Below are 23,166 nucleotides of genomic sequence, written 5' to 3'. Positions count from 1 at the left end.
CCTGAGAAGCAGGGGCTGCGCCCTGTGCTTCTCAGGGGCGCGGGGAACTGCGCGACCAGCCCCCGCCACCCCGCACCGGACCGGACCGAGCGGGGTCCGGGGGCACGGCCCCCGGGGACGGGACGGGTAGGGGCGGCGGGGGCGAGGAGAATCGACCGGCAGGCCGCACCACCCCGACGGCGCCCCACGGCGCCCCACCGCGCCCCGCACGAACGAAGACGAGAGGTTGACCCCCGTGCACGACGACCTGATCGCCCGCGCCAAGGCGTGGCTGGCCGAGGACCCCGACCCGGAGACTCGTGGGGAACTCGCCAAGCTCATCGACACCGAGGACGTCACGGAACTCGCCGCTCGTTTCAGCGGCACCCTCCAGTTCGGCACCGCCGGCCTCCGCGGCGAACTCGGCGCCGGCCCCCTGCGCATGAACCGCTCGGTCGTCATCCGCGCCGCCGCCGGTCTCGCCGCGTACCTGAACAAGAAGGGCGCCACCGGCGGCCTCGTCGTCATCGGCTACGACGCCCGGCACAAGTCCGCTGACTTCGCCCGCGACACGGCCGCCGTGATGACCGGCGCCGGCCTCCGCGCGGCCGTCCTCCCCCGCCCGCTCCCCACGCCCGTCCTGGCCTTCGCCATAAGGCACCTGGGCGCGGTCGCGGGCGTCGAGGTCACCGCCAGCCACAACCCGCCCCGCGACAACGGCTACAAGGTCTACCTGGGCGACGGCTCCCAGATCGTGCCCCCGGCCGACGCCGAGATCGCGGCCGAGATCGACGCCGTACGGTCCCTGAACGACGTGCCCCGCCCCGACGCCGGCTGGGACACCCTCGACGACGACGTCCTGGACGCCTATCTGGCCCGTACGGACGCGGTCCTCGCCCCCGGCTCCCCCCGTACCGCCCGGACGGTGTACACGGCCATGCACGGCGTCGGCAGGGACACCCTGCTCGCGGCCTTCGCCCGCGCCGGCTTCCCGGAGCCCGTGCTCGTCGCCGAGCAGGCGGACCCGGACCCCGACTTCCCGACGGTCGCCTTCCCCAATCCGGAAGAGCCCGGCGCGATGGACCTCGCCTTCGCGAAGGCCCGCGAGACGGAGCCCGACCTGATCGTCGCGAACGACCCCGACGCCGACCGCTGTGCCGTGGCCGTGCAGGACGGCGCCGACTGGCGGATGCTGCGCGGCGACGAGGTGGGCGCGCTCCTCGCCACCCACCTGGTCGGACGCGGCGCGCAGGGCACGTTCGCCGAGTCGATCGTCTCCTCCTCCCTCCTCGGCCGTATCGCCGAGAAGGCGGGCCTCGCGTACGAGGAGACGCTCACGGGCTTCAAGTGGATCGCCCGCGTCGAGGGCCTGCGCTACGGCTACGAGGAGGCCCTCGGCTACTGCGTCGACCCCGAGGGCGTACGCGACAAGGACGGCATCACGGCGGCCCTCGTCATCACCGAACTGGCCTCGCGGCTGAAGGAGGAGGGCCGCACCCTCCTCGACCTCCTGGACGACATCGCCGTGGAGCACGGCCTGCACGCCACCGACCAGCTCTCGGTCCGCGTCCAGGACCTCTCGCTCATCGCCCGCGCGATGGAGCGGCTGCGCGAGCAGCCCCCGACCGCCCTCGCCGGCCTGCCCGTCACCAAGGCCGAGGACCTCACCCGGGGCACGGACAAGCTCCCGCCCACGGACGGTCTGCGCTACACGCTCGACGGCGCCCGTGTGATCGTCCGCCCCAGCGGCACGGAACCCAAGCTCAAGTGCTACCTGGAGGTGGTGGTCCCGGTGGCCGGCCACGCCGACCTCCCCGCGGCCCGCGCCAAGGCGACGGACCTGCTGACGACGATCAAGCGGGACCTGTCACAGGCGGCCGGCATCTGATCCCGGCCCCCCGCCAGCGGTACGGCGAAGCCCCGGCCGGAGCACCGGCCGGGGCTTTCGCGCGATCGGTCCCGGGATCCCTACGGCACCAGCAGCAGCGCCACCACCCACGCCACGGCCAGCACCACGCTCAACGGCCACAGCGGCCACCCACGTCCTGCCGCGTCGTACTCCTCGGTGGGCCGCAGCGCGGGGTCTTGCCACATGGCGGTGATCTCGGCGGCGGTCCGCTCGTAGGGATGGACCAGGCGCAGCTTCCGCTCCAGCCAGCGCCAGCGCTCCGCGCGGACCGTCCACGTCGGGAACGACGCCTGGTGGCTGTCCACCATCAGGACGGGGCCCGTGCACCGGACGGTCATGAGGTCGTCCCACTCGATGTGCCAGGTCCGGCGCTGGTCGTTGAGCCACAGGCCCGACCGGTCGGCCGTGATGCGCCAGGTCAGCATCTGGGGCAGTCCGAGGACGAGGAAGAGGCCGAGGACGCCCCCGGGGATCCGCAGCCACGACCCGTCGGGATACAGCCCGAGGGCGACCGCGCCCAGGGCGAGGAAGAAGGCGGCGCACCAGTCGGCCCAGCCCGCCCGCCAGCGCCGTACCGCCTCCTTGCCCAGCCGCGCCCGGCTCTCCGTCACGGCCGTCGCGCGGAGTTCCTCGTGGACCGTGTGCCGGGCCGCCCTGGCCCGCGCCGTGGCCGCGCGGCGCCGTACGGCACGCTCGGACAGCGGACGCACCGGGCCGGTCGAGGACTCGACCACCAGTTCCGCGCCGGAACCGTCTCCCGCTCCGTCCGCCTCCTCCGCCCCCGCTCCCGGCCGCCCCGCCGGCTTCTCGGACTGGTCCTCCGTCGGCCTCTCGGCCGCGCTGACGATCACGACCTCGGCGCCCTCGTACGGCGCGCCGTACAGCACGGCCTCGCGCAGGGGCCCGGGCTCTTCGTCGTCCTCGTCGTAGATCTGGTCGTGGTTCTCGGCGGCCTTCTCAGCGGTGTCGAGGGCTTCGTCGAGTTCCTCCCGGCCGATCCGCTCCTCGACCTCGTCGTCGCTCTCCTCGTACCACTCCTCGATCGCGACGGTGAACAGGGGCCGTGCCGCCTCCGTGTCCTCGGCGGCGAACACCTCCGCGTCCCCGTCGGCGCCGTCACGCACGAGCACCCGGAACGCCGGCACGGGGGCGCGCCGCAGCGCGGCGGCCCGGCGGCGGCCGAGCACGCCGGACAGCAGCGTGGTGAACCCGCAGCCGATCACGAACCATCCCAGCAGCGTCTGCTCCCGCCGGTCGGTGGCGGCGTCCCAGCCCGCGGTGAGGGCGATCAGGCCCACGCCGAGCACGGACAGGAGGAAGCCGAGCCCGACGAGGAACCGCCCGCGCCGCAGCGGCCCCGCCTCGTCCGGCACCACGGCGGTCTCGCCCCCGGCGATCGACATCGCCCAGCTCCGCTGCGTCCGGCGCGAGCTCAGCCGGATCTCGGCCATGGCCCACGTGGCGGTCACGGCCAGCAGGCCCACCAGGGTCGGCACGTCGTGGGTGCCCCCGTACCAGGCCAGGAGGAGCATGAGCGACGGTGCCGAGAACCGTACGACCTCGGGGCGCACCAGGGTCCACACCAGTTGCAGGGGGAGGAGCGCGGCGAAGGCGGCGGGCACCTCCTTGAAGTTCACCAGCCAGAAGCCGACGATCAGACTCCCCGGGACCACGGCGAGGAGGTGCAGCGCCCGCGTCCGTACCGGTACCCATACGGGCGGCCGCGCCTTCGCCCAGGCATTCGCCTTCTCCCCGCGCCAGGCGGGGCAGCCCTCGGGCACGGCGGACTCGGGAAGCGGTCGTGGCGGCTGTGACCGCACCCGCACCGGTGACCGCCGCTGCCGCTGCGGCTGCGGCTGCGGCTGCGGCCGGATCTGGTGCTGGGGCTCAGCGTTCGTACTCATCGTTGTCTGGTCACTCCGGCCGCCGTCTCAGTTGCGCTGTTCGTACGCGGGGCCCCACGATCCCACGCGACCCGAGCGGACGAACCTGTGCGGATACGTACGGACACCGACGTCACGGAACTCACTTCACGGGACAGACGTCAGGAGCGCCCCGCCGCCCCGGCGCCCCGGCGCCCCGTCAGCAACGCGAGCAACACAGCCCGTCAGCCCGTCAGCCCGTCAGCCCGTCAGCAACAGCAACGCGAGCAACACAGCCCCCGCCGCCGCCGGCCCCAGGATCTCCCAGGCCCACCGCACACTCGGCTCCCCCTGCGACCCGGCCGCCTTCGCCCGTGCCTCGCAGAGCTCCCTCAGATCAGCCATGACCTGATCGGCCTCCGCCCGCACAGGCGGCGCGACCGAGGACGTACGGCCGCCGCTGTCCCCCTTGGCCGCCCGATGAGCCTCCCGGGCCTGCTGCCGAGCGGCCTTCTTACGGGCCCGCAGCGACACGGGGACGGCCCAGAGCTGGTACTTCGTGCCGCCCTCGTCGATCACCTCGTTGGTGTAACCGGACCGCAGCGACACGACACTGGCCCACGGCAGCTCGATCACCCGGAACGGATTGCGCACCCGCAGCCGGTCATCGTTGGCGAACACAGCCGGCCGGACCGAGAACGCGGCCACCAGCGGCACCGCCACCAGCAACGAAGCCAAGGCCAGCCAGGGCGTACGCCCGTCCCCCGACACCACCGCGTCCCCGCCGAGCCACGCGAACAGCCCCAGCAGCAACACCCCACCCACCAGCCCTGCGGGCGACCGGTACACCCGGTCCTTGTACACGGGCTTGCCGGGCTTCGGCGCAGAGGCCGCCGCAGCCACCGGAGCCTGCCCGGCCTTCGGGTTCCCCGAAGCCGCCACAGCCTCCGTACGCTTCCGAACCGGTTCCGACTCGGGCGACGATTGATCCGAGGTGCTCATACGTCCGATTCTGCCCGACGCCCCGACCCCCTGACGGAAGGGGCCGTGCCCCCGAGGGGCGCGGGGACCTGCGCGAGCAGCCACAGCCCACCCGCGCCCGCCGCCCGGCACCCACCCCCGAGCTGTCGGGCGCCCGCCGAACCATCCGAGGGCTGTACACCTACTACGCGCGTAGATATGCTCGTCTGGTGACTATGTCCACAGCCGCACCCCACGCTCTCGCCGACGTCACCGCGTCCGACAGCACGCTGAGCCGCTTCCTGCACGGGCTGCCCGGCGTCGACCCGGTCGGCCTGGAGGCGCGCGCCGCCTCCCTCGGCACCCGTTCCATCAAGACGACCGCCAAGGCGTACGCCATCGACCTGGCCATCTCCATGGTCGACCTGACGACGTTGGAAGGCGCGGACACCCCGGGCAAGGTCCGGTCGCTCGGCGCCAAGGCGGTCCTCCCCGACCCCACCGACCGCACCACGCCCGCCACCGCCGCGGTCTGCGTCTACCCCGACATGGTGCCCGCCGCCAAGGCCGCCGTCGCCGGCTCCACCGTCAAGGTCGCCTCCGTGGCCACCGCCTTCCCAGCGGGCCGCGCCCCGCTCTCGGTCAAGCTGGCGGACGTCCGCGAGGCCGTGGCGGCCGAAGCCGACGAGATCGACATGGTCATCGACCGCGGCGCGTTCCTTGCGGGGAACTACCTGAAGGTCCACGAGGAGATCACCGCGGTGAAGGAAGCCTGCGGCTCCACGGCCCGCCTGAAGGTCATCTTCGAAACGGGCGAGCTCTCGACGTACGACAACATCCGCCGGGCCAGCTGGCTCGGCATGCTCGCGGGCGCCGACTTCATCAAGACGTCCACCGGCAAGGTCGCGGTGAACGCCACCCCCGCCAACACCCTGCTCATGCTGGAAGCCGTACGCGACTTCCGCGCCCAGACCGGCGTGCAGGTGGGGGTGAAGCCCGCCGGCGGCATCCGCACCACCAAGGACGCGATCAAGTTCCTCGTCCTGGTCAACGAGACCGTCGGCGAGGACTGGCTGGACAACCACTGGTTCCGCTTCGGCGCGTCCTCGCTCCTCAACGACCTGCTGATGCAGCGCCAGAAGCTGGCCACCGGCCGCTACTCCGGCCCCGACTACGTGACGGTGGACTGATCCCCATGGCATCCGCATTCGAGTACGCACCGGCGCCCGAGTCCCGCGCGATCGTCGACATCGCCCCCTCGTACGGCCTGTTCATCGACGGCGAGTTCACCGAGGCCGCCGACGGCAAGGTCTTCAAGACCGTGAGCCCCGCCTCCGAGGAGGTGCTCTCCGAGATCGCGCAGGCGGGCGAGGCGGACGTCGACCGCGCCGTGAAGGCGGCCCGCAAGGCGTTCGAGAAGTGGTCCGCGCTCCCCGGCGCGGAGCGCGCGAAGTACCTGTTCCGCATCGCCCGCATCGTCCAGGAGCGCAGCCGCGAACTGGCGGTCCTCGAAACCCTGGACAACGGCAAGCCCATCAAGGAGACCCGCGACGCCGACCTCCCCCTGGTCGCCGCGCACTTCTTCTACTACGCGGGCTGGGCCGACAAGCTCGACCACGCGGGCTTCGGGGCGAACCCGCGCCCCCTCGGCGTGGCGGGCCAGGTCATCCCCTGGAACTTCCCCCTGCTGATGCTGGCGTGGAAGATCGCCCCGGCACTCGCGACCGGCAACACGGTCGTGCTGAAGCCGGCGGAGACCACTCCCCTGTCGGCGTTGTTCTTCGCGGACATCTGCCGCCAGGCGGGCCTCCCGAAGGGCGTCGTCAACATCCTCCCCGGCTACGGCGACACGGGCGCGGCCCTGGTCGCGCACCCGGACGTGAACAAGGTCGCCTTCACCGGCTCCACGGCCGTCGGCAAGGAGATCGCGAAGACGGTCGCGGGCACCCGCAAGAAGCTCACCCTCGAACTGGGCGGCAAGGGCGCCAACATCGTCTTCGACGACGCCCCCGTCGACCAGGCCGTCGAGGGCATCGTGAACGGCATCTTCTTCAACCAGGGCCAGGTCTGCTGCGCGGGCTCCCGCCTCCTCGTCCAGGAGTCGATCCAGGACGAGCTCCTCGACTCCCTCAAGCGCCGACTGTCCACCCTCCGCCTCGGCGACCCCCTGGACAAGAACACGGACATCGGGGCGATCAACTCCGAGGAGCAGCTCACCCGCATCACCTCCCTCGTCGAGCGCGGCGAGTCCGAGGGCGCCGAGCGCTGGTCCCCGGCCTGTGAACTCCCCACCTCCGGCTACTGGTTCGCCCCGACACTGTTCACGAACGTCACCCAGGCGCACACCATCGCGAGGGACGAGATCTTCGGCCCGGTCCTCTCCGTCCTCACCTTCCGCACCCCGGACGAGGCGGTCGCCAAGGCCAACAACACCCAGTACGGCCTGTCGGCGGGCATCTGGACCGAGAAGGGCTCCCGGATCCTGGCCGTCGCGAACAAGCTCCGTGCGGGCGTCGTCTGGTCCAACACGTTCAACAAGTTCGATCCGACCTCGCCGTTCGGCGGCTACAAGGAGTCGGGCTTCGGCCGCGAGGGCGGTCGCCACGGCCTGGAGGCGTACCTCGATGTCTGACAAGACCGAAAAGACCGAGCAGAACCGTCTGAGCGTCTTCAAGACCTACAAGCTGTACGTCGGCGGGAAGTTCCCGCGTTCCGAGAGCGGCCGGGTGTACGAAGTGTCGGACTCCAAGGACAAGTGGCTGGCCAACGCGCCGCTCTCCTCCCGCAAGGACGCCCGTGACGCGGTCGTCGCGGCCCGCAAGGCCTTCGGCGGCTGGTCCGGCGCGACGGCGTACAACAGGGGCCAGGTCCTCTACCGCGTCGCGGAGATGCTGGAGGGCCGCAAGGGTCAGTTCGTCCACGAGGTCGCCGACGCCGAGGGCCTGTCGAAGTCGAGGGCCGCGGCCCAGGTGGAGGCGACGATCGACCGCTGGGTCTGGTACGCGGGCTGGACCGACAAGATCGCCCAGGTGGTCGGCGGCGGAAACCCGGTAGCGGGCCCGTACTTCAACCTCTCCTCCCCCGAGCCGACCGGCGTGGTCGCGGTCCTGGCCCCCCAGGAGTCGTCGTTCCTGGGCCTGGTCTCCGTACTGGCCCCCGTGATCGCGACCGGCAACACGGCGGTCGTGATCGCGAGCGAGAAGTCCCCCCTCCCGGCCCTCTCCCTCGGCGAGGTCCTGGCCACCTCGGACGTCCCCGGCGGTGTCGTGAACATCCTCTCCGGCCGCACGGCGGAGATCGCGGCGCCTCTCGCCGCCCACCAGGACGTCAACGCGATCGACCTGGCCGGCGCGGACGACGTCCTGGCGAAGGAGCTGGAGATCGCCGCGGCCGACAACCTGAAGCGGGTCCTGCGTCCACAGCCTGTGGACGACTGGGCCGCCACGCCCGGCATCGACCGCATGACGGCGTTCCTGGAGACGAAGACGGTGTGGCACCCGACGGGGTCGCTGGGCGCGTCGGGTTCGGCGTACTGAGACGAGGTCCGGGGAACTGCCGGCCGTCACGACGGCGCGGACCGTCCGTGGCTGGTCGCGCAGTTCCCCGCGCCCCTCACGGGGCACTCAGCGCAACCCACCCTGGACGTCAGGGCGGCATCGTCCGCGGTGGCACTACTGTTCCGCGACCGGTTACCGACGCGGAAAGTAATCATGGTGGCACGTAGGGTAGTTCAGGTGTGATGTGCGCTCCACGGGCACCCCGCCGTCTCGGCTGGAGCCGCGTGATGCCTCACACTGGACTCTCGTGAGTTCACATCCCCCGATACCGACCCGGGTCGTCCTGCTGTCCGGTCCGTCCGGCTCAGGCAAATCCCTCCTCGCCGCCCGCTCCGGCCTGCCCGTGCTGCGGCTCGACGACTTCTACAAGGAGGGTGACGACCCGACGCTGCCGCAGGTGGAGGGCAGCTCGGACATCGACTGGGACCACCCGTTGTCGTGGGACGCGGAGACCGCCGTCGCGGCGATCGAGGAGCTGTGCCGCACGGGCCGTACGACCGTGCCGGCGTACGACATCTCCCTCAGCGCGCGGACCGGCGCGGAGGCTCTGGACGTCGGGCGGACTCCGGTGTTCATCGCCGAGGGCATCTTCGCGGCCGAAATCGTGGGGCGCTGCCGTGAACTCGGCGTTCTGGCGGACGCGCTGTGTCTGACCCGGGGTCCGGTGACGACCTTCCGCCGCCGTTTCCTGCGCGATCTGAAGGAGGGCCGCAAGTCGGTGCCGTTCCTGCTGCGGCGCGGCTGGCGGTTGATGCGTCTGGAGCGCTCGATCGTGGCCCGCCAGACGGAGTTGGGCGCCCACCCGTGTGACAGGGACGAGGCGCTCGGCCGTCTGGCGGCGGCCGCGGCGGGCCGCGGCGCGAAGGCACCCGCGGCGTAATGCGCGCACCGTGAGCGGCACACGAAAAAGCGGGACTGGACGGACCCCCCGGCCCTCCAGTCCCGCTTCCCCCGTGATCCCCCGTGTCGCACCGTCGTGGTTCCCCCGAACCCCGCCGGTTTTTCCCCCCGGTCGTCGCGCCGGCGCCTCCCCGCGCCACCGTGACGTCCCTCGTTCCCCCGTACCCCCCCCCGCTTTTCCCCCGTTACTTGCTCCCCCGCTGACCTTCAGGCGACAAGCTCCCCGAAGGACTCCTCCTCGTCACGGCCGAAGCTGAGGACCTCGTCCTCGCGCAGCCGACGGAGGGACCGCCAGATGCTGGACTTCACCGTGCCGACACTGATGTCGAGGATCTCCGCGATCTCCGGGTCGGTGCGGCCCTCGTAGTAGCGCAGGACCAGCATCGTCCGCTGGAGTTCGGGGAGCCGGGCGAGCGCCTGCCACAGGACGGCGCGCAGCTCGGTGCCGCGCATCGCGTCCGTGTCGCCGGCGGTCTCCGGCAGCTCCTCGGTCGGGTACTCGTTCAGCTTGCGACGGCGCCACGCGCTGATGTGCAGATTGGTCATGGTGCGGCGGAGGTAGCCCCCGACCGCGGCCTTGTCACTGATCCGGTCCCAGGCCCGGTAGGTCGAGAACAGCGCGCTCTGCAGCAGGTCCTCGGCCTCGAACCGGTCTCCGGTCAGGTGGTAGGCCGTTGCGTACAGGGAGGCACGACGCTCCTGGACGTAGGCGGTGAACTCCGCCTCCGACACAGACCGGCGTTCCCCCGTGCCCTCCCCGTACGCGGCCCCCGTCGCCCCCGTTCCCCCGTGGGCGACCCCCGTGTTGCTTCCCCCCACATGCGCGTCAACCACCGACATGTACGTGGTGTGCTGACGCCCGGTGCCGCGAGCGCACCCCCGCCCGCTCACGGCACCGGACTTCTCCGTGTTCCGGATGACGTCGTGGAGACGCGTGACAACTGCGCTAGTGCTGGTGCTGTGCAGCGTGTTCATCTCGCGCCCCCCGTCGTGGAGTTCCGGTTGTGGTGCTGTGCCGTGGTGCTCGTTCGTGCTTCTCCGGCTCCGCCCCTTCGTGCTGTCGGGCGGTGTTTCCTTGCCTGTGCCGAAAAGATTGCCCGCCCACCTTCATGGCCGTGTCCGCCGACTGTCACAGACCTGTCACAGGGGCCGGACGCGGGGGCCGGGCCCGGGCGGGGCACAGGTTGATCACAGAGAAGAGTCGTACGGCTACGCGAACGGCACGATCGTGTGCGGGTGTCGGGTGGGAGCGCTCCAACGGTCGATTCGGCGCCATGCCATGGGCCAGAATGAGCCCGTGCCTTCCCTGTTGCTGATCGAGGACGACGACGCCATCCGCACGGCCCTGGAGCTCTCACTGACGCGCCAGGGGCACCGTGTCGCCACCGCCGCCACCGGCGAGGATGGTCTCAAGCTGCTGCGCGAACAGCGGCCGGATCTGATCGTTTTGGACGTGATGCTGCCCGGGATCGACGGCTTCGAGGTGTGCCGGCGGATCCGGCGCACCGACCAGCTGCCGATCATCCTGCTGACCGCGCGCAGCGACGACATCGACGTGGTGGTGGGTCTGGAGTCCGGCGCGGACGACTATGTGGTCAAGCCCGTGCAGGGGCGGGTGCTGGACGCCCGTATCCGCGCGGTGCTGCGGCGCGGTGAGCGCGAGGCCAACGACGCGGCGACGTTCGGCTCCCTCGTGATCGACCGCGCGGCGATGACCGTGACGAAGAACGGCGAGGACCTCCAGCTGACGCCCACCGAGCTGCGGCTGCTCCTGGAGCTGAGCCGCCGTCCCGGACAGGCCCTGTCCCGGCAGCAGCTGCTGCGTCTGGTGTGGGAGCACGACTACCTGGGCGACTCCCGCCTGGTGGACGCGTGTGTGCAGCGGCTGCGCGCCAAGGTCGAGGACGTACCGTCGTCGCCGACCCTGATCCGTACCGTGCGTGGCGTGGGCTACCGGTTGGACACGCCTCAGTGACGAAGGCTCCAGGGGGGATCCGCGGCTGGGCCGCGGCTCGCAGGAAGGTCCAGTCCCGGATCCGTTTCACCAGTCTGCGGCTGCGTCTGGTGGTCGTCTTCGGTCTGGTGGCGCTCACCGCGGCCGTGTCGGCGTCCGGTATCGCGTACTGGCTCAACCGCGAGGCCGTGCAGACGCGCGCGCAGGACGCGGCGCTCAACGACTTCGAGCGGGAGATGCAGAGCCATGTGAGCACGCTGCGCCCGAACCCGACACAGGACCAACTGCGTGTCGCGGCACGGAAGATGGCCGAGGGCGGCGAGCGTTCCAGTGTGCTGCTCATCGCCGAGGGCGCCGACGGCGAGACGGTGTCCGGGTCCTCGACCGACAACGCGCTGGACGGCTTCTCGCTGGAGGACGTGCCGGCGTCCCTGCAGAAGGCCGTCAACAAGCGGCAGCAACTCACCTCGGGCAACCAGCACGCGTACCACGTGTACTGGCAGCGGGTCATAGACGGCGACACCCCGTATCTGGTGGGCGGCGCGAAGATGATCGGCGGCGGGCCGACCGGCTACATGCGCAAGTCCCTCGCCGAGGAGGCGAAGGATCTCAACTCGCTGGCCTGGTCGCTGGGTATCGCGACGGGTCTGTCGCTCATCGGCTCGGCGCTGCTCGCGCAGGCCGCCGCGACGACGGTGCTGAAGCCGGTGCAGCGCCTCGGTGTCGCCGCCCGGCGCCTCGGCGAGGGCAAGCTCGACACCCGGCTGCGGGTCTCCGGCACGGACGAACTGGCCGATCTCTCCCGGACGTTCAACCTCGCGGCGGAGTCCCTGGAGAAGAGGGTCGACGACATGAGCGCCCGCGAGGAGGCGTCCCGCCGCTTCGTCGCCGACATGTCCCATGAACTCCGTACGCCGCTGACGGCGATCACCGCCGTCACGGAGGTGCTGGAGGAGGAGCTGGACGCCGACACCGGCAGCCTCGATCCCATGATCGAACCGGCCGTACGGCTCGTCGTCAGCGAGACCCGGCGCCTGAACGACCTGGTCGAGAACCTGATGGAGGTCACCCGCTTCGACGCGGGCACCGCCCGCCTCGTCCTCGACGACGTGGACATCGCCGACCAGATCACCGCCTGCATCGACGCCCGCGCCTGGCTGGACGCGGTGGACCTGGACGCCGAGCGCGGCATCATGGCCAACCTCGACCCGCGCCGCCTCGACGTGATCATGGCGAACCTCATCGGCAACGCGCTCAAGCACGGCGGTTCCCCGGTGCGTGTCTCGGTGCACGAAGAGGGCGACGACCTGCTGATCGAGGTGCGCGACCACGGCCCCGGCATCCCCGAGGACGTCCTGCCGCACGTCTTCGACCGCTTCTACAAGGCGAGCGCCTCCCGCCCGCGCTCCGAGGGCAGCGGCCTCGGCCTGTCCATCGCCCTGGAGAACGCCCACATCCACGGCGGCGAGATCACCGCCGCCAACTCCCCCAAGGGCGGCGCGGTCTTCACGCTCCGCCTGCCCCGGGACGCGGCCTCCCTGATCGCGGAGGAACGGGACGGCGACCAGGGCGACGACGGCCCTGAGGGCACCGAGGGGGACGGTCAGTGACGATACGAGGCGCGCGAGGACGACAAGACACGGGATCCCAGGGCGTGCGCGTCCGAGACGTCCGTGTACGGGACTCACGGGTGCGCGGGGTACGGGTGCTGGTCGCGACCGGGGCGCTCGCCGGGCTCCTCGCCGGCTGCGGCATCCGCGCCACTCAGGTGCCGACGGACTTCGGTCCGGCCCCGTCGATGGTGCCGTGTGAGCTGTCGGTGACGGACGTCGCGACGCCGGCGTCCCAGCCCGGCATGCCGGTCGAGGTGTTCCTGCTCTGCTCCGGGGCGCTGGTGCGGGTCAACCGCTCGGTGGAGGTGGCCGAGGGCACACAGGAGGCCGAGCGGCGCGTCACCGTCGCGCAGGGCCTGCTGGACGCCCTGGCGACGGACCTCTCCGACGTCGAGGACGAGGCGGGCTACGCCACCGCCGTACCGGCCGGCCTCACGGTGACCGGCCCCCGCCCCGGTGATCCCGAGGACGCCCTGCGCCTGTCCACCGCCCCCGACTCCCTCCCCAGGTACGCCCTCGCCCAGATCGTCTGCACCTTCGCCGACTCGGCGGCCGCCGGCGACAACGGCTCGGTGGTCCTCGGCAGCGTCAGCGCCGAGTCGCTGCGACGCTACGAGTGCACCCCGGAGGTCCAGTCGGACCCGGGCGAGGGGAACCCGCCGTCGACGGAGGTCGGGGTTTCCTGACCCCGGGCGGCCCCCGCGAAGGCCCACTGCCAGGGCAACTGCAGAAGAGCCGGCGAGTGAGCCAAAGGGGCGCGCCTGTGTCGAGAGCGCGAGCGCGCGCAGGCCCCGACGAAGGAGGGGCCGAGCACGGTCGCGCTCTCGACACAGGCACAAGCGCCCCGGCGGCGAACCGAGCCAAAAAAGAAGGTGCAACCGATCGTGCCGGGGGCCGCGTCTTGGGGGGCGTGCAGCCTCAAGGTACGAACGGCGGTAGCGCCGGGATCCGTGTCCGTGCGGCGGGGGGTGTCCTCCTCGCCGCACATCTCGCGGTCGTTGCCTGGATCACGCTGCGTCCGCTGGACGTCACTTGGATGAGTCCCGCGAATCTTCGGCCTCTCGCGGGGATCAGAGCGGATCTGGCCCTGGGCTGGCCGGAGGCGGCCCGCCGGATCGGTGAGGGGCTGGCCCTGCTGGCTCCGCTGGGCGTACTGCTGCCGATGGCGCACGGCAGACTGGCCGGGTCGCCGCTCGCCTCGCTGGCCCGGTCGGTCGCGGCCGGGGCGCTGCTGTCGCTGGGCATCGAGCTGTTGCAGACCGGAGTGCCCGGTCAGGTCGTCGACATCGACTCGATCCTGCTGAACACGGTCGGGGTGGGCCTGGCCCATCTCGCGGTCGTGCCGGCGGTCAGGTCGGCGTTGCGGCGGAGGGCCGAGACCCGGGTGCGGGCGGCGCGTCTGCGCCGGGAGGAGTCGTCTCAGGGTCGGACCCCGACGATTCCCAGGGTCGGAATGGCTCCATAGAGGGACGCTTCGTCTGCTTCGTCACCGTAGCGTCGAAGGTGTGGAAAAGAGAGCGGCGGCCGCGAGGAGGCCCCGCCCCACGGTCGGCCCGCGGCCGACGTCCTACGCTGACGAAGGAGCCCCTCATGAGCCGCCTTGCCCGCCCCACCGAAGGCCGGATGATCGGCGGAGTGTGCGCCGCGCTGGCACGGCGCTTCGGCACCTCCGCGACCACGATGCGCGTGATCTTCCTGGTGTCGTGTCTGCTTCCGGGCCCGCAGTTCCTGCTCTACATAGCCCTGTGGATCCTGCTCCCCTCCGAGGGCAAGGCCCGCACGGCTTGGTGACGCGCGAAGGACCGGCCACCGTCGGCCGACCGACGCGTACGCCGATGGGGCGCACCCCTCCTGGCGGTTTCCGGGGGTGCGCCCCATCCATGTCGTGCGGGCGGAGCGGGTGCGGCTCAGGCGGTGGGGCCGCCGAGGGGCAGACCGTTCACGCCGAGGTCGCCCTTGGCGGGGAGCGTCTTGCCGGTGGGGAGACCACCGAGCAGCCCGGTGGCGGGGGCGGTCGGGTCTCCGGCGAGCGGGTCGGTGACGGTCGGCTGCACGGCTTCCAGACCGGCGCCGAGCGCGCGCTGGCCCTCGGTGACGGCGCCGGAGGCGGGCGGCAGCGTCTGCGAGACGTTCTCCACGGGCAGCGCATGGGCGGCGGTGCCTACGGCCTGGGCGGCGTCGGGTGCGCTCGGGGCGGCGTTCGCGGCACCCGCGCCCGCAGCGGCGATGGCGGCGCCGACGACGGCGACACCGAGGGTCTTGGCAGCAGACTGCTTCATGGTGAATGCGTCCTTGGAATGCGTTTGACAGGTGAGCGGTGCCGAAACGTAAACACCAAAGTCCCGCCGGAGGCAAACATCGGAAAGCGGCCGCGTCGTCGTCCACGCGATCGCTTCCCGAGGTCGCCGTTCAGCTCTGTTAGTCGACAGAGCCGCTGGTGGAGGCCGTCTGCCTAAACAGCCATTCGGATTTCAACTCGGCATATCCGGGCTTGATCACGTCATTGATCATGGCCAGTCGTTCATCGAAAGGAATGAATGCTGACTTCATAGCATTGACCGAGAACCACTGCATGTCGTCGAGCGTGTACCCGAAAGCCTCGACCAGGTGCTCGAATTCACGGCTCATGCTCGTGTGGGACATCAAGCGGTTGTCCGTGTTCACGGTGGCCCGGAAGTGCAGTCGCCGCAGCAGCCCGATGGGGTGCTCGGAGTACGAACGGGCGGCGCCGGTCTGGAGGTTGGAGCTGGGGCACAGCTCCAGCGGGATGCGCTTGTCGCGGACGTAGGAGGCGAGGCGGCCGAGCTTCACGGAGCCGTCCTCGTGGACCTGGATGTCGTCGATGATGCGGACGCCGTGACCGAGCCGGTCGGCGCCGCACCACTGCAACGCCTGCCAGATGGAGGGGAGCCCGAAGGCCTCACCGGCGTGGATGGTGAAGTGGTTGTTCTCGCGCTTGAGGAACTCGAAGGCATCGAGGTGCCGGGTGGGCGGGTAGCCGGCCTCGGCGCCGGCGATGTCGAAGCCGACGACGCCCAGGTCGCGGTAGCGGTTGGCGAGTTCGGCGATCTCCAGGGCACGGGCGGCGTGCCGCATGGCGGTGAGCAGGGCGCCCACCCGGATACGCCGGCCGTCGGCCCTGGCCCGCCGCTCGCCCTCACGGAAGCCCTCGTTGACGGCCTCGACGACCTCTTCGAGGCTGAGGCCGCCGTCGAGGTGCTGTTCGGGGGCGTAGCGGACCTCGGCGTAGACGACGCCGTCGGCGGCGAGGTCCTGGGCGCATTCGGCGGCGACACGGAAGAGCGCGTCGCGGGTCTGCATGACGCCGACGGTGTGGGAGAAGGTCTCCAAGTACCGCTCCAGGGAACCGGAGTCGGCGGCCTCGCGGAACCAGACGCCGAGCCGGTCGGGGTCCGTCTCCGGGAGCTGGGGGGTGTAGCCCGAGGCGTGGGCGAGCTCGACGATGGTGCCGGGGCGCAGTCCGCCGTCGAGGTGGTCGTGCAGCAGAACCTTGGGCGCCCGGCGGATCTGGTCCGAATCCGGGGTGCTGCCGGTCCGGTCGGTCTGGTTCGTCATTTTCGCACGATATAGCCTACGCGCGTAGAGCGCCTGTCGGGCGGTCCTGTCGATACCCAACGGTGACCCACAGGACGGGTGGCGTACACCATCTCTTCTGACACTGTTCTGTCATGGCGCAGCAAGCAATGCCGGTCCGTACGCCCCGACTTGGGCGAACGATCGGGCCGGAGCCGGGCACCGTCAGCGGGGTCGTCCTGCTGCTCCCGGCCGGTGACGAGGCATCCACCCGCAGACCCTCCCCGATGGTGGCCACGGCCTCCGTGCGCGCCCTCGGCCGCCGGCTGGCCCGCGCGGGCCGTACGGAGGGGCTGGCGGCGCATGTCGTGCACTACCGCTACCGGGGCTGGAACGGCTCGGAGGCGCGGCTCGCGCGGGACGCCGAGTGGGCGGTGGACGAGGTGGTGCGGCGCTACGGGGATGTGCCGGTGTGCCTCGCCGGGCTCCACATGGGGGCGCGGGCGGCGCTGCACGCGGGTGGGCACGATGCCGTCAACTCCGTGCTGGCCATTGCTCCTTGGCTGCCCGAGGAGGATGTGGCAGCGCCGCCCGAACCGGTGAAACAGCTGGCCGGGCGGCAAGTGATGATCGTGCACGGGACCAACGACGAGCGGGTGGATCCCGAGCTCTCCTTCCGGTTCGCGGAGCGGGCGAAGAAGACGAACCCCGACATCTGCCGGTTCGAGGTGCACGCGGATCGGCATGGGCTGACGCAGTACCGGGACGAGGTGCATGCGCTGGCTTCGGACTTCGTGATGGGGGTGTTGTTCGGGAGGGCTTTCTCGCGGCCTGTGGAGGATGCGTTGGCGGCGCCTCCGCCGTTGGGGTTGCGTATGCCGCTTGCCTCCGGCTTCGGGGTGGCTCGCTCTCAGAGAGGTGTCTGAGGTTTGTGACGCGGCTGCGGGTCCGGGGGGCTTCTCGCGCAGTTCCCCGCGCCCCTGTATAGGCCTGGCCGCAGCTCGCGTCAGTCGTGGAGGAGGCGGCCTCTTCTCGACAGCAGGAACTTCTTGAAGGCTGCCACCGGGGGTGTGTCCGGGTGGCCTTCGAGCCAGGCCACGCCGATTTCGCGGGCCGCTCTCGGGGCGGTGACCGTCAGTTCCACGACGCCCGGCCGTGGGACGGCGGGTGGCGGGAGGAGGGCCACGCCCAGGCCCGCCGCCACCAGGCCCCGGAGGGTTTCCGCCTCCTCTCCCTCGAAGGCGATGCGGGGTTTGAAGCCGGCCTCCTTGCAGAGGTCGTCGGTGATGCGGCGCATGCCGTAGCCGGGTTCGAGGGTGACGAAGGTTTCGTCGGCGGCCTCGGCCAGGCGGACGCGTTTGCGGGCGGCGAGGCGGTGGTCGGCGGGAACGACGAGGCGGAGTTTCTGCTCGTCGAGGCGGCGGGCCACCAGGTCGGGGGCGTCGGGGACGGGAGAGGTGAGGCAGAGGTCCAGTTCGCCGGCGCGCAGGCGTTCGAGCATGGCCTCGCCGTAGTTCTGGACGAGGCTGAAGCGGACGCGGGGGTGTTCGGCGCGGAAGGCCTGGAGGAGGCCGGGGACGGTCTCGGCGCCCATGGTGTGCAGGAAGCCGAAAGCGACCTTGCCGGTGGCGGGGTCGGCGTCGGCGCGGACCTCGTCGGCGGCGCGCTCGATCTCGGCGAGGGCGCGCTCCACGGAGGCGTGGAAGGTGCGGCCTGCGTGGGTGAGGGAGACCGTGCGCCCCCGGCGGGCGAACAGGTCGACGCCCAGGTCCTGTTCGAGGCGGACCATGGCCCGCGACAGGGTCGACTGCGGCACCCGCATCCCCTGTGCGGCCCGGGTGACGTGCTCGGTGCGGGCGACTCCGGCGAAGTAGGCGAGGCGGGGGGCCAGGCGCAGGACGATGTCCTCGATGCCCTCCGGGTCATGGATGGTATGGCCACCGATTTGTTTTGTGTCACTGGACTGTGACAGCTGCCGCCCTGACCTCTGCTCATGCATCACGGGAACGATTATGGGGGTTCCATGCATTGGACGGATGAGCGGCGCCGTACGTAGTTTCGAGGCATGCCTTCCGCCAGTACCGGGGCGTCCACCACCGTGGGCGCCGTATCAGCCACATCCGCCCGTTCGCACCCTGCGCCCGCCGCCGACTCCCGGGTCACCCCCGGTGGGCCCGGTTATCGCCGGATGAGTCTGGCGCTGTTCCTCGCGGGTGTCGCGACCTTCGCCCTCCTCTACTCCACCCAGGCTCTGCTGCCGCTGATCTCGGACGGCTTCGGGACGACGGCGAGCGCGGCGAGCTGGACGGTGTCGGCGGCGACCGGTGCGCTGGCGGTGTTCGTGCTGCCGATGAGCGCGCTGTCGGAGCGGTTCGGGCGGCGTACGTTGATGACGGCGTCGCTGGCGGTCGCGGTGACGGTCGGGCTGCTGATCCCCTTCGCGCCCTCGCTGGGGGCGCTGGTGGTGCTGCGGGCCGTGCAGGGCGCCGCGCTGGCCGGTGTGCCGGCCTCGGCCACCGCCTACCTCGCCGAGGAGGTGCGGCCCAAGGCACTCATCACCGCGATCGGCCTCTTCGTCGCAGGCAACAGCGTCGGCGGCATGAGCGGCCGTGTCATCACCGGCTGGGTCGCCCAGGAGTGGGGCTGGCGGGTCGCGCTGGGGGTGCTCGGCGTGATCGCGGTCGGCTGCGCGGTGGCCTTCCGGCTGCTGCTGCCCGCGCCGAGGCACTTCGTCGCGGGGTCGCTGCGGCCGCGGGTGCTGGGCCGAACGGTCCGGGCCCATCTCGGGAACCCGCTGCTGCGCCGGCTGTACGCGATCGGTGCGCTGTTCATGACCGTGTTCGGTGCCGTCTACACGGTCATCGGCTATAGGCTGGCCGACGCTCCCTTCTCGCTTCCGCAGGGGATCATCGGGTCGATCTTCCTCGTGTACCTGGTGGGTACGGTCTCGGCGTCCACCGCCGGGAAGCTGGTGGGGCGGCTGGGGCGGCGGGGTGCGCTGTATCTCGCGGGCGGTACGACGACGGTGGGGCTGTTCGTGTCGCTGTCCGACTCGTTGGTGCCGGTGCTGGCGGGGCTGGTGCTCATCACCGCCGGGTTCTTCGCGGGGCATGCGGTGGCGTCCTCTTCGGTGAGTCACACGGCGAAGGAGGGGCGGGCCCAGGCGTCCGCGCTGTACCAGTCGGCGTACTACGTCGGGTCCAGTGCGGGGAGCACGCTGGGGGCGGTGGCCTTCCACGCCGGGGGCTGGTCGGGGACCGTCTCTCTGGGGCTGCTGGCTGTGCTGGGGGTCGTGGGGATCACTGTGGTGGGGTCCCACGCGGCTCGGCGGGGGCCGGTGCCGGCGCACTGAACTCTGGGCGCCAGCTCGGGGGTTCGGGTTCGTCGGTGGGTGCGGGTCCATCGTGGTTGCTCGCACGGTTCCCCCCCGCCCCTCAAGAAGCACGGGCTCGCCCCGTGCTTCTTGCCGGACGACACATGACCCCCCTGACCTGCTCCTTCGTCGCTTCGCCAGGCCATTGTCAGTGGGCTGCGATAGCTTCCGAAGTGTTGGTACGCACAGGAATGCCACAGGGGTGGGTTGGCCATGAGTGACGGTACGGCGACAGTGGAAGAGCTCGACGTGCGGCTGGAACGGCACCGGGTCGAGCTGACCGGTTACTGCTACCGGATGCTCGGGTCGTCCTTCGAGGCGGAGGACGCCGTGCAGGACACGATGATCCGGGCCTGGCGGAGCTATGAGAAGTTCGAGGGCCGGTCGAGCCTTCGGTCGTGGCTCTACCGCATCGCGACGAACGTGTGCCTGGACATGCTGACCGCGGGGAACAAGCGGGCCAGGCCCATGGACCTCACCGAGTCCACGCCGCTGGCCCAGGCCGCCCTCTCCCCCCGGCCCGACAACACCTGGCTGGAGCCGGTGCCCGACGCCCGCGTGCTGCCGACGACCGACGATCCGGCGGAGGCCGCCGTGGCGAAGGAATCCGTGCGGCTGGCGTTCGTGGCGGCGCTGCAGAAGCTGCCCTCCAAGCAGCGTGCGGTGCTGATCCTGCGCGAGGTGCTGGCGTGGAGGGCGAGCGAGGTCGCCGAGCTGCTCGACACCTCCGTGGCCTCGGTGAACAGTGCCTTGCAGCGGGCCCGGGCGACCCTCGCCGAGGGCGACGGGCAGATCGCGGCGGCCGATGTCTCCGACCCACTGGACGACGAGCAGCAGAAGCTGCTGGAGCGCTATGTGGCCGCCTTCGAGGGGTACGACATGGCGGCGCTGACGGCCCTGCTGCACGAGGACGCGGTCATGACGATGCCGCCGTTCGACCTGTGGCTGACCGGGACGAGCGACATCACCGGGTTCATGACCACGCTCGGCGCACCCTGCGCCGGATCGCACCTGGTGCCGGTCGCGGTGAACGGCCTGCCGGGCTTCGCGCAGTACAAGCCGGACCCCGAGAAGGGCGGCTTCAGCGCGTGGGCCGTGCAGGTGCTGGAGATATCAGAGGGCCGGATCGCCGGGTTCCACTGCTTCCTCGACACCGCCCGCTGGTTCCCCCTCTTCGACCTGCCCCTCCACATCGAAGGAAAGCCCGACCAGGCCCAGTAGCGCGCGGAGTGCCGGGTCGGGGTCCCGCAGTCGTATGCGGCCTCCGGCCCGGCGTGCGGTGAGCTGTAGTCGGGCCAGGGCGTCGACGGTGCCGAGGATCGGCGGTCCGATCCCGCCGACGTCGCACACCACCACCCCGGTGCCGGGGACGTCCAGCAACGCCCTCACGTCGTCGCACAGCCGCGCCACCTCGTCTCGGGTGACGGGGCCGGCGGGCATGAGTACGGCAGGTGTCGTCGCGTCCACGATCTGTAGACCGTGGGTAGCCGCGTAATTCATCGGCGAGCCAGCGGGCCGCCGCGCGGGGATGATCCGGCGTCCCTACTTGTCGGGGAAGACGCTGGTGTCGATGGTGACGTCGAAGGGGGAGGGGATCTTGATTGTCTCGCCGAACTTGACAGTGCTCAGCGGCCGGTAGACGTCACCATTCGGTTCCCCGTAGAGCGTTGCGGTGGGGCCGTCAGGTGCCCAGCGGTCGACGAGAAGGTAGAACGGAATGCCGGCCGTGGCGTAGGCGGCGAGCTTGCTGATGCGGTCGTGGCGGGCGTTGGACTTGGAGGTCACCTCCACGACGAGTTCCGCTAGGGCGGCCGGGATGTGCGTGTCCGTGTCCTCCCGTACCGGGGCCACGACGAGGTCAGGCATGAGCATGCCCAATCGCGATGGTACGGCGATGGCAAGTGTCTGGAAGATCTCCCAGTCCTCGGGGATCACGGAATAGAGGCGACGCTGGATACGTGCCGCGATCAGGTTGTGGCGGTACGCGGGGGCAGGTGACACGGTGATGATCCCCTCGATGATCTCCACCTTGCTGCCCTCAGGCCACTCCATCTCCTCCCAGAACCGGACGAGCTCGTCCCAGCTCTGCTCGGGATCGTGGTCGACAGTGAGTGCGCTCATGGCGGTTCTCTCCAATCGGTGCGTCACCGACTACACCATGCCGAACGGGACCGGTGGCGGTCCACCGATCCCGTTCACCCGAATGGGAAAAGACCAGGTCAGGCGATACGTTCCAGCACCACCGGCGACGTCGTGAACGCCGTCCCCGGGGCCGCGATGTCGTAGGAGCCCTCCACCGCCTCCAGGGCGTACGCGAAGCGCTCGGGGGTGTCCGTGTGGAGGGTGAGCAGGGGCTGGCCCTCCGTCACCGTGTCGCCGGGCTTGGCGTGCATCTCGACGCCCGCGGCGGCCTGCACCGGGTCCTCCTTGCGGGCGCGGCCCGCGCCGAGGCGCCAGGCGGCGATACCGATGTCGTACGCGTCGAGACGGGTCAGGACGCCGGAGGCGCCGGCCTTCACCACGTGCTGCTCGCGGGAGGTGGGCAGCACGGCGTCCGGGTCGCCGCCCTGGGCGGCGATCATGCGGCGCCAGGCGTCCATCGCCGAGCCGTCGGCCAGGGCCTTCGCCGGGTCGGCGTCCTTCACACCGGCCGCGTCGAGCATCTCGCGGGCCAGGGCGATCGTCAGCTCCACGACGTCCGCCGGGCCGCCGCCCGCCAGGACCTCGACGGACTCGCGGACCTCCAGGGCGTTGCCCGCCGTGAGACCGAGGGGGGTGGACATGTCCGTGAGGAGGGCGACCGTCTTGACCCCGTGGTCCGTGCCCAGGCCCACCATCGTCGACGCCAGTTCCCTCGCGTCCTCGATGGTCCTCATGAAGGCGCCGGTGCCGACCTTCACGTCCAGGACCAGGGAGCCCGTGCCCTCGGCGATCTTCTTCGACATGATCGAGGAGGCGATCAGGGGGATGGCCTCGACCGTGCCCGTCACGTCCCGGAGCGCGTAGAGCTTCTTGTCCGCCGGGGCCAGGCCGTCGCCCGCCGCGCAGATGACCGCGCCCACGCTGTCCAGCACGTTCAGCATCTCCTCGTTGGAGAGCAGGGCGCGCCAGCCGGGGATCGACTCCAGCTTGTCGAGGGTACCGCCCGTGTGGCCGAGGCCCCGGCCCGAGAGCTGGGGCACGGCGGCGCCGCAGGCCGCGACCAGGGGGGCCAGCGGGAGGGTGATCTTGTCGCCGACGCCGCCCGTGGAGTGCTTGTCGGCGGTGGGGCGGGACAGGGACGAGAAGTCCATGCGCTCACCGGAGGCGATCATCGCGGCCGTCCAGCGGGCGATCTCACGGCGGTCCATGCCGTTGAGGAGGATCGCCATGTTGAGGGCGGCCATCTGGTAGTCGGCGACCTCGCCGCGGGTGTACGCGTCGATGACCCAGTCGATCTGCTCGTCGCTGAGCTCGCCGCGGTCCCGCTTGGTGCGGATGACGGAGATGGCGTCCATGGCCATGGCTGTCCTTCCGGAGTCTGGA

At 71.1% G+C, this 23,166-nt stretch carries 22 protein-coding genes; 13 read left to right on the top strand and 9 right to left on the bottom strand.

Going from position 1 to position 23,166, the window contains the following annotated elements; all coding sequences use genetic code 11:
• The first annotated feature begins 235 nt into the window (after window positions 1-235).
• Window positions 236-1,867 (top strand): phospho-sugar mutase, encoded by a 1,632-nt coding sequence (locus ACWD26_RS09810; RefSeq protein ID WP_451268010.1) that lies wholly within the window; start codon window positions 236-238, stop codon window positions 1,865-1,867.
• Window positions 1,868-1,947: 80 nt separating this feature from the next.
• Here the strand turns inward: ACWD26_RS09810 and ACWD26_RS09805 are convergent, their stop codons facing one another.
• Window positions 1,948-3,792: a hypothetical protein gene (locus ACWD26_RS09805; RefSeq protein ID WP_451268008.1), complete on the bottom strand. Its 1,845-nt coding sequence runs from the start codon at window positions 3,790-3,792 to the stop codon at window positions 1,948-1,950.
• A 219-nt stretch (window positions 3,793-4,011) separates the two neighbouring features.
• Entirely contained in the window at window positions 4,012-4,752 is a 741-nt protein-coding gene (locus ACWD26_RS09800) for a PH domain-containing protein (protein WP_451268006.1), read from the bottom strand.
• A 194-nt stretch (window positions 4,753-4,946) separates the two neighbouring features.
• On the opposite strand from ACWD26_RS09800, the gene deoC reads away from it, so the two are divergent.
• The 4 genes from deoC to ACWD26_RS09780 all read left to right on the top strand — a co-directional run bounded on the left by deoC (window position 4,947) and on the right by ACWD26_RS09780 (window position 9,147).
• Complete coding sequence (gene deoC, locus ACWD26_RS09795; RefSeq protein ID WP_451268045.1) at window positions 4,947-5,900, top strand: deoxyribose-phosphate aldolase; 954 nt, start codon at window positions 4,947-4,949, stop codon at window positions 5,898-5,900.
• 5 nt (window positions 5,901-5,905) lie between these two features.
• A complete protein-coding gene (locus ACWD26_RS09790; RefSeq protein ID WP_451268003.1) occupies window positions 5,906-7,342 on the top strand; it encodes an aldehyde dehydrogenase family protein in 1,437 nt (478 codons plus the stop codon).
• Complete coding sequence (locus ACWD26_RS09785) at window positions 7,335-8,246, top strand: aldehyde dehydrogenase family protein (protein ID WP_451268001.1); 912 nt, start codon at window positions 7,335-7,337, stop codon at window positions 8,244-8,246. Before ACWD26_RS09790 ends, ACWD26_RS09785 begins: the two co-directional genes overlap by 8 nt.
• Window positions 8,247-8,514: 268 nt before the next feature.
• The gene (locus ACWD26_RS09780) at window positions 8,515-9,147 is read left to right on the top strand and encodes a uridine kinase family protein (RefSeq protein ID WP_451267999.1); all 633 of its coding nucleotides are present in this window, start codon (window positions 8,515-8,517) and stop codon (window positions 9,145-9,147) included.
• Window positions 9,148-9,374: 227 nt separating this feature from the next.
• On the opposite strand, the gene ACWD26_RS09775 is transcribed toward ACWD26_RS09780, so the two are convergent.
• Window positions 9,375-10,142, bottom strand: a complete 768-nt coding sequence (locus tag ACWD26_RS09775) for a SigE family RNA polymerase sigma factor (RefSeq protein ID WP_451267997.1) — start codon at window positions 10,140-10,142, stop codon at window positions 9,375-9,377.
• A 322-nt stretch (window positions 10,143-10,464) separates the two neighbouring features.
• On the opposite strand from ACWD26_RS09775, the gene afsQ1 reads away from it, so the two are divergent.
• The 5 genes from afsQ1 (at window position 10,465) to ACWD26_RS09750 (ending at window position 14,525) form a co-directional block, all read left to right on the top strand.
• A complete protein-coding gene (afsQ1, locus tag ACWD26_RS09770; RefSeq protein WP_013001223.1) occupies window positions 10,465-11,142 on the top strand; it encodes a two-component system response regulator AfsQ1 in 678 nt (225 codons plus the stop codon).
• Window positions 11,139-12,731, top strand: coding sequence for an ATP-binding protein (locus tag ACWD26_RS09765; RefSeq protein WP_451267994.1), 1,593 nt, complete (start codon window positions 11,139-11,141; stop codon window positions 12,729-12,731). The genes afsQ1 and ACWD26_RS09765 overlap by 4 nt, the downstream gene beginning before the upstream one ends.
• 44 nt (window positions 12,732-12,775) lie before the next feature.
• Window positions 12,776-13,420 (top strand): hypothetical protein, encoded by a 645-nt coding sequence (locus ACWD26_RS09760; RefSeq protein WP_451267992.1) that lies wholly within the window; start codon window positions 12,776-12,778, stop codon window positions 13,418-13,420.
• A 260-nt stretch (window positions 13,421-13,680) separates the two neighbouring features.
• A complete protein-coding gene (locus tag ACWD26_RS09755; protein ID WP_451268043.1) occupies window positions 13,681-14,199 on the top strand; it encodes a VanZ family protein in 519 nt (172 codons plus the stop codon).
• Window positions 14,200-14,324: 125 nt separating this feature from the next.
• The gene (locus tag ACWD26_RS09750) at window positions 14,325-14,525 is read left to right on the top strand and encodes a PspC domain-containing protein (protein ID WP_451267990.1); all 201 of its coding nucleotides are present in this window, start codon (window positions 14,325-14,327) and stop codon (window positions 14,523-14,525) included.
• A 116-nt stretch (window positions 14,526-14,641) separates the two neighbouring features.
• Here the strand turns inward: ACWD26_RS09750 and ACWD26_RS09745 are convergent, their stop codons facing one another.
• Window positions 14,642-15,013, bottom strand: a complete 372-nt coding sequence (locus tag ACWD26_RS09745) for an ATP-binding protein (protein WP_451267988.1) — start codon at window positions 15,011-15,013, stop codon at window positions 14,642-14,644.
• A gap of 139 nt (window positions 15,014-15,152) precedes the next feature.
• Window positions 15,153-16,310 (bottom strand): adenosine deaminase, encoded by a 1,158-nt coding sequence (locus ACWD26_RS09740; protein ID WP_451267986.1) that lies wholly within the window; start codon window positions 16,308-16,310, stop codon window positions 15,153-15,155.
• Window positions 16,311-16,423: 113 nt separating this feature from the next.
• Here ACWD26_RS09740 and ACWD26_RS09735 point away from each other — a divergent pair, with 113 nt between their 5' ends.
• Window positions 16,424-17,194: an alpha/beta hydrolase gene (locus ACWD26_RS09735; protein ID WP_451267984.1), complete on the top strand. Its 771-nt coding sequence runs from the start codon at window positions 16,424-16,426 to the stop codon at window positions 17,192-17,194.
• Between the two features lie 80 nt (window positions 17,195-17,274).
• Here the strand turns inward: ACWD26_RS09735 and ACWD26_RS09730 are convergent, their stop codons facing one another.
• The gene (locus ACWD26_RS09730) at window positions 17,275-18,267 is read right to left on the bottom strand and encodes a LysR substrate-binding domain-containing protein (RefSeq protein WP_451268041.1); all 993 of its coding nucleotides are present in this window, start codon (window positions 18,265-18,267) and stop codon (window positions 17,275-17,277) included.
• A gap of 66 nt (window positions 18,268-18,333) precedes the next feature.
• On the opposite strand from ACWD26_RS09730, the gene ACWD26_RS09725 reads away from it, so the two are divergent.
• Both ACWD26_RS09725 and ACWD26_RS09720 read left to right on the top strand, forming a co-directional pair.
• Window positions 18,334-19,620, top strand: a complete 1,287-nt coding sequence (locus ACWD26_RS09725) for an MFS transporter (RefSeq protein ID WP_451267982.1) — start codon at window positions 18,334-18,336, stop codon at window positions 19,618-19,620.
• Window positions 19,621-19,854: 234 nt separating this feature from the next.
• Window positions 19,855-20,862 carry a sigma-70 family RNA polymerase sigma factor gene (locus ACWD26_RS09720; protein WP_451267980.1) on the top strand — a complete coding sequence of 336 codons (1,008 nt, stop codon included), beginning with the start codon at window positions 19,855-19,857 and terminating at the stop codon, window positions 20,860-20,862.
• On the opposite strand, the gene ACWD26_RS09715 is transcribed toward ACWD26_RS09720, so the two are convergent.
• The 3 genes from ACWD26_RS09715 to ACWD26_RS09705 form a co-directional block, all read right to left on the bottom strand.
• Window positions 20,755-21,141, bottom strand: a complete 387-nt coding sequence (locus ACWD26_RS09715; protein ID WP_451267978.1) for an STAS domain-containing protein — start codon at window positions 21,139-21,141, stop codon at window positions 20,755-20,757. The genes ACWD26_RS09720 and ACWD26_RS09715 overlap by 108 nt on opposite strands.
• 42 nt (window positions 21,142-21,183) lie before the next feature.
• Window positions 21,184-21,762, bottom strand: a complete 579-nt coding sequence (locus ACWD26_RS09710; protein WP_451267976.1) for a Uma2 family endonuclease — start codon at window positions 21,760-21,762, stop codon at window positions 21,184-21,186.
• Between the two features lie 98 nt (window positions 21,763-21,860).
• Entirely contained in the window at window positions 21,861-23,144 is a 1,284-nt protein-coding gene (locus tag ACWD26_RS09705) for a thymidine phosphorylase (protein ID WP_451267974.1), read from the bottom strand.
• Window positions 23,145-23,166 lie beyond the last annotated feature (22 nt).

It is taken from the genome of Streptomyces sp. NPDC002787, from assembly GCF_053592095.1.
The sequence above is the reverse complement of the archived record's forward strand: the minus strand, read 5'-3'. Positions and strand labels throughout refer to the sequence as shown.